The organism is Pontibacter brevis, assembly GCF_054779655.1.
In genome coordinates, this window is record NZ_BAAGXV010000090.1 from 377,980 (window position 1) to 389,359 (window position 11,380).

The window sequence follows — 11,380 nt, forward strand, 5'->3', positions numbered from 1 at the left end:
CAACAGAGAGGCCGCTGTAGGTAAACTACAGCGGCCTCTCTGTTGTATATATCCTAAAAAAACAGGCTAAACCTGCTCATCCCAATGATTATCGAGCTATGTGTGTCGTACTACGTGATACACAGGGACTAATACCAGCTTTCCACCAGTTTCATCAGTTGCTCCAGGTACTTCTGGTCAACTTCGTCAAAGTCGTTCAGCTTGTCGCTGTCTACGTCCAGCACCAGCTTCACCTCACCGTCTTTGATAACCGGAATCACAATCTCCGATTTAGAGTCGCTGCTGCAGGCAATGTGGCCCGGGAAAACTTCTACATCAGGCACCAGAATGGTTTCCTGGCGGGTGTAGCAGGCCCCGCAAACGCCCTTGTTGTACGGAATGCGGGTACAGGCCACCGGCCCCTGAAACGGCCCCAGCACCAGTTCCCCCTCTTTGTTGAAATACACGCCTACCCAGAAGAAGCCCATGCCCTGCCGCAGGGCTGCCACCAGGTTGGAGATATTTGCAATCAGGTCTGTCTCGCCTGATACCAGTGCTTCGATTTGAGGTACAAGGGCTTTATATTTTTCCTCTTTGCTGAGGTTTGCATCAACTAAAAGTGATTCTGCCATAAGTGAATTTTGAATAACTGAATTTTGAATGAAGAATAATCAGAAATGTGGAGTGATTACACCTTCTGATACATGTTAAATGATAAATGAATTGTTTCTGTAGTGCAACAACTGGTCAGGGCCTAAAGTTTGCGCGCTTCGCAGTTGTCCAAATACCATGGCTGGTGCTTTGATGCCGCTGCGCAGGGTCTTGTTTGTGCTCTTGAGTATGATAGCCTCATCCCAGAGATTGGCCTGCAGCAGGCTTTCATGTAAGAACGTGCCGCCCTCCACCATCACCGACAGTACGTTGCGGTGGTGCAGGTCCTGCATGATCTGGGGGAGCATGAGCTCCTGTTCCTGCAGTTTTACAAAATATAAATTCTCCTGCTCCTCCTGCTTTTGGTGGTTGTATACAACTGTGGGCTGGCTTTTATCAAACAGGTGCAGGTGCTTTGGGAGTAGCAGGTTTTTATCAATAACAATCCGAAGCGGATTTTTGCCGGTCCAGAGGCGCGTGTTCAGGCGCGGGTTGTCATATAGTGCTGTCCGGCTGCCGATCATGATGGCCTTCTCCTCAGAGCGCCATTTGTGCACCAGCCGCTGCGCCAGTCTGCCGCTTATCTGCTCCTGCTTATAATCGGCGGCGGCAATGAAACCGTCCGCGGTCTCTGCCCACTTCAGGAGGATGAACGGCCGTTTTTGGCCAAGAAAGGTGAAGAAGCGCTTGTTTACCTCCAGGCCCTCTTCCTCCAGCACACCTACTTTTACCTGTGCCCCCGCCTCAAAAAGTTTCTTGATGCCGCGGCCAGCCACCAGTGGGTTGGGATCGGTATTGCAAATCACCACATCTTTCACACCGCTGCTGATGAGCAGGTCGGCACAGGGAGGCGTTTTGCCGAAGTGGGAGCAGGGCTCCAGCGTCACGTATACCCGGCTTTTTGGCAGCAGGCTTTTGTCCTCCACAGCAGCGATGGCATTAACCTCCGCATGGGGCCCGCCATATTGCTTATGCCAGCCTTCGCCTATAATCTGCCCTTCGTGTACCACCACACAACCAACCATCGGGTTAGGGCTCGTGAAGCCACTCCCCAATCGGGCCAGCTCCAGTGCACGGCGCATGTATCTTTCGTCGGACATGGTTTAAGTTAAAAATTTACTTCTGAGTTAGAAAGTTAAAAAGTTGAAAGATTTGCTGCTTCAGATTTTTAATTCAAGATACCCAAGAAAGCAAAATGTTAGACTGAACCATTCAGTGCTACCTCATTAACTCCAAAATTCAATACAGCTTTCTAACTTTTTAACCCTCTAACTCTCTAACTTAAGAGACTTTCTACCTCAAAAATGGCTCTCTAACTCAAAAACCTTACTTTTGCAAAGATATCAAAATCTAAAGAAAGCACAGCTGTGGCCACTGTCCAGGAAGTTCAGCAACTTATTTGCCAAAAGATACGTGATGCCTACCCGGAACCGGAGGCTGGAGCCATTGCGCAGCTGGTGCTGGAGCATGTGCTTCAGAAATCGCGTGTGCAGCTGCGTCTGCAGCAGCAGGAACCGGTAAGCGAGCAGCAGGAGGTACAGGTACGGGAGGCGATTGAGCGCTTGCAACAGCAGGAACCGGTGCAGTATGTGCTGGGCGTGGCGCACTTTTATGGATTGGAGCTGCAGGTAGATGAAAGAGTGCTGATTCCGAGGCCGGAAACGGAGGAACTGGTAGACCTGGTGCTAAAAGAACACAAAGGGCAGCAGGGGCTGCAGGTGCTGGATATCTGCACCGGGAGCGGTTGTATTCCCCTGGCACTGGCAGCGAACCTCACAGCGGCAAAAGCGTATGGGCTTGAGGTCTCGGCTGGAGCGCTGGAAGTAGCAAAGGCCAATTCCGGAAAATATGAGCTGCCGGTAGAGTGGTTGCAGCAGGATATTTTTGCGCCGGTGCAAAGCATGGCCGTCGGGTCTTTAGACATTATCACAAGCAACCCGCCTTATGTGCTGGAAGAAGAAAAGCAGTTAATGCGCCCCAACGTGCTACAGTATGAGCCGCACCTCGCGCTGTTCGTGCCGGATACAGATGCACTGAAATATTACAGAAGAATAACAGCGGTGGCAAAGGAACTTCTAAAGGAAGAAGGTAAATTGTACTTTGAAATAAACGAACGCTACGGGAGGCAGGTACAGGAACTGCTGCTGGAGGCTGGTTTTGCAGCGGCAACCGTAGTGCAGGACCTTTTCGGCAAAGACAGGATAGTACGGGCTGTGAAATAATAGGGGGCTTAATCCCCTTGAATTGCAGCCATTTGCATAAAATGTGCAAATATGTACCTTTGCAGGAACAACCTACGTAGTTAGCCCGTCTGTAAGGTAAAAGAGCCTTTATTAACAATAGCGATAATAGTGAATCAAGCTTTAATTTAAAGAATAGTACTTTGGCAAAAGAAAAAATACTAGTCACCGGAGGTGCGGGTTATATTGGATCGCATACGGTGGTAGAATTGGTAGAGGCAGGTTACGAGCCTGTGATAGTTGACAATTTCTCCAATTCAGAGGAAAGCGCACTGGAAGGCATTGCGGCAATTGTGGGCCGTAGTATACCGTGCCACCGCATCGATTGCACGGATGTTTCCGCACTGCGAGGCGTGTTTGAGCAGGAGCAGAATGTTGCGGGTGTTATTCACTTTGCAGCTTACAAAGCGGTAGGGGAGTCGGTGGAGCAGCCGCTGAAGTATTACCACAACAACGTAGGCTCCCTCATCGCGCTGCTGCAGGTAATGGGCGAGTTCAACGTCAACAACCTTGTTTTCTCTTCCTCCTGTACTGTATATGGCATACCTGAAAGCCTGCCGGTAACAGAGCAGACGCCGGTACAGAAAGCAAATTCACCTTACGGCAACACCAAGAAAATCTGTGAAGAGATTCTGACAGACCTGGCCAACAGTGGCAGCAGCGTTAAGAGCATTGCGCTGCGTTACTTCAATCCTATAGGTGCACACCCGTCTGCAAAAATAGGAGAGTTGCCGCTGGGCGTGCCGAGCAACCTCGTGCCATTTATTACCCAGACAGCCGCTGGTATCCGGGAGCAGCTAACTGTGTTTGGCAACGATTACGACACACCGGATGGTACCAACATTCGCGATTATGTGCATGTGGTGGATTTGGCCAAGGCGCATGTGGTGGCAGTAGAAAGAATGATAGCAGGCAAAGTAGCGTCTATAGAGTTCTTTAATGTGGGTACTGGCCGTGGAAACACCGTGTTGGAGGCTATAAAAGCTTTTGAGCGCGCTACCGGTGAAAAGCTGAACTATAAAATTGGCCCACGCCGCGCCGGTGATGTGCCAAAGATATATGCCGATGTAACCAAGGCTACCGAGGAGCTGGGCTTTAAAACTACCAGCACCCTCGATGAAGCAATGAAGAGCGCCTGGGACTGGCAGCTTTCCCTTCAAGATAAATCAGAAAAATAGCATGAAGATATTGATTACGGGCGGTGCCGGTTTTATCGGCTCGCATGTGGTGCGTTTGTTTGTTAACAAGTATCCAAACTACCAGATTTTTAACCTCGATAAGCTGACGTATGCCGGTAACCTGGCAAACCTGACGGATATAGAGGACAAGGAAAACTATACCTTCCTGAAGGGTGATATCGTGGATGCCGCCTACGTGGAGGACATTTTCAGCGAGTACCGGTTTGATGCAGTCGTTCACCTGGCGGCGGAGTCGCATGTGGACAGGTCTATTACCGATCCGCTGGCTTTTGTGTATACCAACGTGATAGGTACTGTTAACCTGCTGAACACAGCGCGTAAGCAGTGGGCGGACAACCTGCAGGACCATGTGTTCTATCATATCTCCACTGATGAGGTATATGGCTCATTAGGCGAAGAAGGTCTTTTTACAGAAGAGACAGCTTACGATCCACGTTCACCTTATTCAGCCTCCAAAGCGAGTTCTGACCATTTCGTGCGTGCTTATTACCACACCTATGGCTTACCCGTAAAAATATCGAACTGCTCGAACAACTACGGTCCGAACCATTTCCCGGAGAAGTTGATTCCGCTGGCTATTAATAACATCCGAAACGAGAAACCTGTGCCGGTGTACGGCAAAGGCGAGAATGTGCGTGACTGGCTGTACGTTATCGATCACGCCCGTGCCATCGATGTGATTTTCCATAAAGGAAAGGTGGGAGAGACCTATAACATCGGCGGCGTAAACGAATGGAAGAACATTGACCTGATAGAATTGCTCTGCGACCAGATGGATGAAAAGCTGGGCCGGGAACAGGGACATTCGCGCAAGCTTATTACGTACGTGAAAGACCGTGCCGGCCACGATCTGCGCTATGCCATCGACTCTTCAAAACTGATGAGCGAGCTGGGCTGGAAGCCGTCTGTTACGTTCGAGGAAGGCCTCAGCAAAACAGTGGACTGGTACCTGCAAAATACGGAGTGGCTGGAGAACGTAACCTCCGGTAACTACCAAAGCTATTACGAGCAGCAGTACGAGAGCCGCTAAAAAGCGGCAATGAAGAATGATGAATTATGAGCTGTTCGCCTGGAGGAAAAAAGGGGTAAGGGCGCGAACAACGCATAAGATATAACGACCAACGAATCAATGAAAGGAATTATACTTGCCGGGGGCTCCGGAACACGTTTACACCCATTAACCATTGCCGTGAGTAAGCAGCTGATGCCGGTATACGATAAGCCGATGATCTACTATCCGCTGTCTACCCTGATGCTGTCAGGTATCCGGGACATTCTCATCATCTCCACACCACACGACCTGCCACTGTTCGAGCGCCTCCTGGGCGACGGCAGCCAGATAGGCTGCAGCTTCAGCTATGCCGTGCAGGAAGTGCCAAACGGGCTGGCGCAGGCTTTCGTTATCGGGGAGGAGTTTATTGGCGGCGACAAGGCGGCATTGATACTGGGCGATAACATCTTCTACGGTTCCGGTATGAGCAAGCTGCTGCAGTCCAACAACGACCCGGACGGTGGTGTGGTGTATGCTTACCACGTGCACGACCCAGAGCGCTACGGTGTGGTAGAATTCGATGAGAACAATACTGCTATCTCTATTGAAGAGAAGCCGAAGCAGCCAAAGTCACACTATGCCGTGCCGGGCCTATACTTCTATGACAACAATGTAGTGGAAATTGCAAAGAACCTGCAGCCAAGTGCCCGCGGCGAGTACGAAATCACAGACGTGAACAAGGAGTATCTGCGCCAGGGCAAGCTAAAGGTGGGCATCTTAGACAGAGGTACTGCCTGGCTCGATACAGGTACCATCGTTTCTTTGATGCAGGCTGCTACTTTTGTGCAGGTAATAGAGGAGCGCCAGGGGCTGAAGATAGGCAGCATTGAGGAGGTGGCTTACCGCATGGGTTTTATCAATGCCGAGCAGTTGCAGCGCGTAGCGGAACCGCTGCGAAAGAGCGGCTACGGCGAGTACCTGCTGGATATCCTGAAGTAGATAAGAAAAGATAAAAAGTAACAAACGCGTCCGGCTGGGGAAACCTGGCCGGACGCGTTTGTTTAATAAATAACCAGCCCCAGCAGCAGGCCCGTCAGGATAAGCACGGGGGCAGGGATCTTTGTGAACAGGAGCAGGCAGAAAGTGGCCACCACAATGCCGAAATTCAGGGGGGGGGTTTCGATAGGGTGATACAGTTGTATGGCTGCAGCAACCACCATGCCGGAGCTGACGGCGCTGATGCCCTCCAACGAAGCCCGGACTACCCTGTACTTCTTCAGCTCGTCCCAGAACCGGATAACAAAGAAGATGAGGAAAGTGCCCGGTAGAAAAATGCCGGTAGTAGCCACAAATGAACCCAGCAACTGGCCATACACGCCATACTGCCGCATGGCCAGGCTGCCCACAAAGGAGCAAAAAGAGAATGTGGGGCCAGGCAGTGCCTGCACAATCGCGTAGCCGGACAGGAATTCTTCGCCGGTCAGGTAGCCTTTAAAGTCAACAAACTCCGTGTAAAGCAGGGGGATAAGCACCTGCCCGCCCCCGAATACGAGGGTGCCGTTCCGGTAAAAGTTTTCAAAAAGCCGGATGGGTAAAGAAGAGGTAGTTGCGCCTAACACGGCCGCCGCTATCAGCACACCCAAAAACAGGAAGAAGTTAGCCCACTCTATGTGCAGGTGCTTGTTTTCTTCCATGGGCTGTTGTTTAAACCGTAGCGCGGTAACAGCACCCCCCGCAAGCAGCAAAGCAGGAAACACCCAGGGTGAGGAAAAAAAGTAAACGAGTATGGCGGATACTACCAGCAGCACAATAGCGGTTTTTGTGTTCACCACTTTTGTGCTTATCATGTAAGCAGCATAGGCCACAAAGCCCACAGCCATGGGTAAAATAATCCTAAGGAAATCGAGCGAGACGCCCTGTTCCTGCAGATAAGAGATGCCCAGTGCTGCCATTGCCATAATAGTAGCGGCAGGTGCTATCCAGACAAGCAGGGTGAGGTAGGCCAGTTTGGGCCCGCCAATCCTGAACCCGATGGCAGTGATGGTTTGGGTGGAGGTGGGGCCAGGCAGAATCTGGCAAAGCGCATTAAGTTCTATCAGTTCCTTCTCCGTTAAATAACGGTGCTTGTCTACCAGCAGCTTAAACATCATGGCAATATGCGCCTGCGGACCTCCAAAAGCAGTGAGGGCCAAAATCAGAACGTCTCTGAGAAAGATGTAGTAGCGCAAACTCATGTGGCCATAAAAGTAAAAAAAGAGAGACAGGTTTTAACTATCTCTCTTTTTAATGTTGCTTTTTACTCTTAAAAAAGGCGCCTATGCTTTCTTCAGGCCAAGCTCAATGAGGCGCTCGTTCAGATATTCCCCAGCGGTAGCATCAGGGTATGCCTTCGGGTTCTGTTCGTCAATGCAGCTCTCCAGGCAGGTCAGGTCCATCTCAGAGCGCGGGTGCATGAAAAACGGAATGGAATAGCGGGAAGTGTTCATCAGTTCGCGCGGCGGGTTCACTACACGGTGAATGGTAGACTTCAGCTTGTTGTTTGTCAGGCGGGCCAGCATGTCGCCCACGTTTACCACCACCTGCTCCGGCAGGGCGGTTATCGGGATCCATTTGCCATCGCGGCGCAGCACCTGCAGGCCGTCGGCGCTGGCGCCCATCAGGAGCGTAATCAGGTTAATGTCGCCGTGCTCGGCAGCGCGAACGGCATCAGCCGGTACGCTGTCCGGGTCTTCGATCGGGAAGTAGTGGATAGGGCGCAGAATGCTGTTGCCATTGTGCACCTTGTTGTCAAAGTAGTTCTCTTCAAGGCCCAGGTTAATGGCGATGGCTTTCAGCACCTGCTTGCCGGCTGCTTCCAGCTTTTGGTAAGCCTCCAGCGTTACTTCTCTGAATTCCGGTACCTCTTCCGGGAAAATGTTATCCGGATACTCTTCTTTGATAGGGTCGTTGTCTGTTACCTCCTGGCCAACATGGTAGAACTCTTTCAGGTCACCGGTGTTGCGGCCTTTGGCATGCTCTTTTCCTTTGCCTACATAGCCGCGCTGGCCAGCAAGCTCAGGTACCTCATACTTCTGCTTTACCTCGTCAGGAAGGGCAAAAAATGCCCTCGTGGCAGCATACAGCCTTTGGGTCAGCTCATCGCTCAGGCCGTGGTTGCGCAGCGCAATGAAGCCGATATTCTGGTACGCATCGCTTAGCTGGTTTACAAACCTGGCCCTTCTTTCTGCATCGCCTGATGTAAAATCTGCCAAATCCAGCGAGGGAACCTCGTCAAACAAAATTTCGCTCATATAGTAAAAACTGTATACTTTTTTGTGATTTCTACGTAGAGCGCAATATACGAAAAAATAAAATCGCTAAATTAGCTCTATTGCTAAACCAAACCACAATTCGATGAAAAAAACGTACTTACTGCTGGCTTCAGCCCTTATGATAGGCTTTACAGCCTGTGATACTGCTCGCCAGACACAGGACACTGATACGCAGGCTACTACAACACCACGCAGAGGAGCAGGCCCGGTGCCTGTAGGGGCTGTGATGAGCAAAGGCGGCTTGCGCGTGTTTGCTTTCGACAACTCTCAGAATTACCCGGAATCAATGCTGCGCCTGAACGTGCCGCCGGCAGGAGGGGTGGTTGAGCCAGGGCCTGTGCAGTTTGATTACGACCTTTCGAACTATCAGCTAACCCGCATGACGCCGCACTCCAATGCCGAGCATTTGGCTAACTCGCAGCAGGGGCAGCATATTCATAATATCGTGGACAACGAGCCTTATACAGCGCACTACGAAACAGAGTTCACAAAAGAACTGGAAGAAGGCGACCACGTTATCCTGTCGTTCCTGTCGCGCTCTTACCACGAGAGCCTGAAGCACAAAGGGGCCTACGATTTGCGCGTGGTGACAGCAGGCCGGCCTGCAGAGCGAATGAACTTTGATACCAATGCCCCGCACATGTTCTATAGCCGTCCGAAAGGAGAGTATGTAGGCAAGGATACAGAGCAGGTGATGCTGGACTTCTATCTGGTTAATACCAACCTCTCCGCCACAGGCAACAAGGTTCGTGCTACCATCAACGGAACAGAGTTCATGCTGGACAGATGGTTGCCTTACATCATGGAAGGCCTGCCAATGGGAGAGAACACGATTAAACTGGAACTGGTAGACAATAACGGAAATGTGGTTCCGGGTCCGTTTAACAGCGTAACCCGCACCTTTACATTGAAGCCTGCGGCATAATACAGCAAACTTATCATAAGCAAAACGCCCGCGCCATCATTTGGCACGGGCGTTTTGCTTATGAAGCAGGTGCTTCCAGTTCCGGCAAGACTCTGGAGCAGAAGATTTAAACCTGCAAAGTTTTGGTGACAGGGTAGAATTTTGATATATTCAGTTGGCAATGAAAGATTTGCCTGCATTACAAAGACTGCTAAACAGGAAAAATCATGACACAATTCATTCTGCAAAAGGGCCTCCTGCTGTTTTGCCTGCTGTTGCTGGCCACCCACAGTTTTGCGGCCGATCCCAAACCCCTGGAAATAGGTGCACCGGCTCCGGACTTCAGCCTGCCAGGCACCGATGGCAAGACCTATACTTTGAAAAGCTTTGCGGACGCAAAAGTACTGGCGGTTATTTTCTCCTGTAACCATTGCCCCACAGCACAGGCCTACGAAGACCGTATGAAGGCTTTAGCGGCCGACTACAAAAACAAAGGAGTGGCTGTGGTAGTTGTTTCGCCTAACGATCCGGAGGCCGTAAGCCTGGACGAGTTAGGCTACAGCGACATGGGCGATACCTTTGAAGAGATGAAAACACGGGCAAAGGAAAAAGGCTACAACTTCCCGTACCTCTACGACGGCGAAAACCAGAAAATGTCGATGGCATACGGACCTGCTGCTACGCCGCATGTCTTCGTGTTTGACAAGCAGCGTAAGCTGCAGTACAATGGCAGGCTTGATTCTTCTGAAAAGCCCGGTTCTGCTAACGCCGAGGATACACGTGCTGCCATAGATGCCCTGCTGGCAGGGAAACCGGTGCCAGTTGCCAAAACAAAGACGTTCGGCTGCTCCATTAAATGGGCCGACAAGAAAGAAATGGCGGAGCGGGCAAGGGCACAGTGGGCAAAGGAAGAAGTGTCGCTGAATCTTATTGACGAGCCGGCGCTGAAAGCCCTGTTGAAGAATGACACCGACAAAGTGCGCCTGGTAAACGTGTGGGCCACCTGGTGCGGCCCCTGCGTGCAGGAGCTGCCTGATTTTGTAGACATCAACCGCATGTACCGCAACCGCGACTTTGAGTTCATTACCATCAGCGCCGATAAACCGGATAAAAAGGACAAAGCCCTGGCTGTTCTGAAAAAGCTGGAGGCTTCCAACACAAATTACCTCTTCAACTCAGAAGACAAGTATGCCCTGATAGAGGCCATTGACCCGGAATGGCAGGGCGCGCTGCCTTACACCCTCCTGATTGAGCCGGGAGGAAAGGTGCTTTACCGTAAACAAGGCACCATTGTACCTGCTGAAATGAAGAAAAAAATAGTGGAAAAGGTAGGGAGGTACTATTAATTGCAGATCTTAAGGCAGCGTATAAGCAAGCTACCCTTCACCAGAGAGGCTACTCAACACGAGTAGCCTCTCTGGTGAAGGGTAGCTAATAAACTGCTCTTCGGACATACGTATTATTTTACTTTTTTGAACTCAATTTTGATAGTCTGACGATGTGCGGGCCTCATCTCATCAGTTGGGTAGTAATAATAAGAAGATGGGCGGTTCTTCCAGGACCAGGCCATTTTATCACCAGATATGCTTAGTTCATAGCGATCAACCGGACCATTCTTTACAACTAAATAATGCTTGCCTCCATCCTCTATGATGGTATATTCTTTTGATACCCCCGGGCTAAGATCCATGTAAAAGGACTCAGTTCTGAAACCGTATTCTGTTGATATAGCATGTGATTCTTTGTGAAGCTCCTTGTTTTGTTCATTGTAGAAGTGGCTTACTGTCATGGTTTCCTTCCATGTTCCTATTATCTGCTCACTGAGCGGCACTGGTTCATCATCCTCTTTACAAGAAGTTAACAAAAGGAAAAAAAGGATAGGCAGGAGGAAGAGCTTTTTCATGAGACAGGAAGGCTAAAAGTACAGGCTGAATTTAAAGGTTTTATTTGAAAGTGTAGGTGTGTTACTAAACGATGTAAAGAAAAAACATAATTATTTATTTAGAGGCTATCTCAAAAATGGGAATCCCAGCTTGAGTTAATATGTTGGTTTCTCATGGAGTTGACAAACGAGCAATGGGAAAGGGTAAAAGACCTTGTGCCAG

General features: G+C 50.3%; 11 protein-coding genes. 6 read left to right on the forward strand and 5 right to left on the reverse strand.

Going from position 1 to position 11,380, the window contains the following annotated elements; genetic code table 11:
- Window positions 1-128 precede the first annotated feature (128 nt).
- A complete protein-coding gene (locus ACYVB1_RS22500; protein WP_460926064.1) occupies window positions 129-611 on the reverse strand; it encodes a GAF domain-containing protein in 483 nt (160 codons plus the stop codon).
- A 75-nt stretch (window positions 612-686) separates the two neighbouring features.
- Window positions 687-1,730, reverse strand: a complete 1,044-nt coding sequence (gene ribD, locus ACYVB1_RS22505; protein WP_460926065.1) for a bifunctional diaminohydroxyphosphoribosylaminopyrimidine deaminase/5-amino-6-(5-phosphoribosylamino)uracil reductase RibD — start codon at window positions 1,728-1,730, stop codon at window positions 687-689.
- Between the two features lie 267 nt (window positions 1,731-1,997).
- Between ribD and prmC the strand changes: the two genes are divergently transcribed.
- From prmC to rfbA, 4 genes are all read left to right on the forward strand, one after another.
- Window positions 1,998-2,852 carry a peptide chain release factor N(5)-glutamine methyltransferase gene (prmC, locus tag ACYVB1_RS22510; protein ID WP_460926066.1) on the forward strand — a complete coding sequence of 285 codons (855 nt, stop codon included), beginning with the start codon at window positions 1,998-2,000 and terminating at the stop codon, window positions 2,850-2,852.
- 161 nt (window positions 2,853-3,013) lie between these two features.
- Window positions 3,014-4,048 carry a UDP-glucose 4-epimerase GalE gene (gene galE, locus ACYVB1_RS22515; protein WP_460926067.1) on the forward strand — a complete coding sequence of 345 codons (1,035 nt, stop codon included), beginning with the start codon at window positions 3,014-3,016 and terminating at the stop codon, window positions 4,046-4,048.
- A gap of 1 nt (window position 4,049) precedes the next feature.
- Window positions 4,050-5,099 (forward strand): dTDP-glucose 4,6-dehydratase, encoded by a 1,050-nt coding sequence (gene rfbB / locus ACYVB1_RS22520; protein WP_460926068.1) that lies wholly within the window; start codon window positions 4,050-4,052, stop codon window positions 5,097-5,099.
- 99 nt (window positions 5,100-5,198) lie between these two features.
- Window positions 5,199-6,059, forward strand: a complete 861-nt coding sequence (rfbA, locus tag ACYVB1_RS22525; protein WP_460926069.1) for a glucose-1-phosphate thymidylyltransferase RfbA — start codon at window positions 5,199-5,201, stop codon at window positions 6,057-6,059.
- Window positions 6,060-6,121: 62 nt separating this feature from the next.
- Here the strand turns inward: rfbA and chrA are convergent, their stop codons facing one another.
- Window positions 6,122-7,294 (reverse strand): chromate efflux transporter, encoded by a 1,173-nt coding sequence (gene chrA, locus ACYVB1_RS22530; protein ID WP_460926070.1) that lies wholly within the window; start codon window positions 7,292-7,294, stop codon window positions 6,122-6,124.
- Window positions 7,295-7,375: 81 nt separating this feature from the next.
- Window positions 7,376-8,350 carry an isopenicillin N synthase family dioxygenase gene (locus tag ACYVB1_RS22535; protein WP_460926071.1) on the reverse strand — a complete coding sequence of 325 codons (975 nt, stop codon included), beginning with the start codon at window positions 8,348-8,350 and terminating at the stop codon, window positions 7,376-7,378.
- Between the two features lie 103 nt (window positions 8,351-8,453).
- Here ACYVB1_RS22535 and ACYVB1_RS22540 point away from each other — a divergent pair, with 103 nt between their 5' ends.
- Entirely contained in the window at window positions 8,454-9,296 is an 843-nt protein-coding gene (locus tag ACYVB1_RS22540; RefSeq protein WP_460926072.1) for a hypothetical protein, read from the forward strand.
- A gap of 206 nt (window positions 9,297-9,502) precedes the next feature.
- Window positions 9,503-10,621 (forward strand): redoxin family protein, encoded by a 1,119-nt coding sequence (locus ACYVB1_RS22545; RefSeq protein WP_460926073.1) that lies wholly within the window; start codon window positions 9,503-9,505, stop codon window positions 10,619-10,621.
- 113 nt (window positions 10,622-10,734) lie between these two features.
- Here ACYVB1_RS22545 and ACYVB1_RS22550 read toward each other — a convergent pair whose 3' ends face one another.
- Entirely contained in the window at window positions 10,735-11,178 is a 444-nt protein-coding gene (locus ACYVB1_RS22550) for a hypothetical protein (RefSeq protein ID WP_460926074.1), read from the reverse strand.
- Window positions 11,179-11,380: the final 202 nt, after the last annotated feature.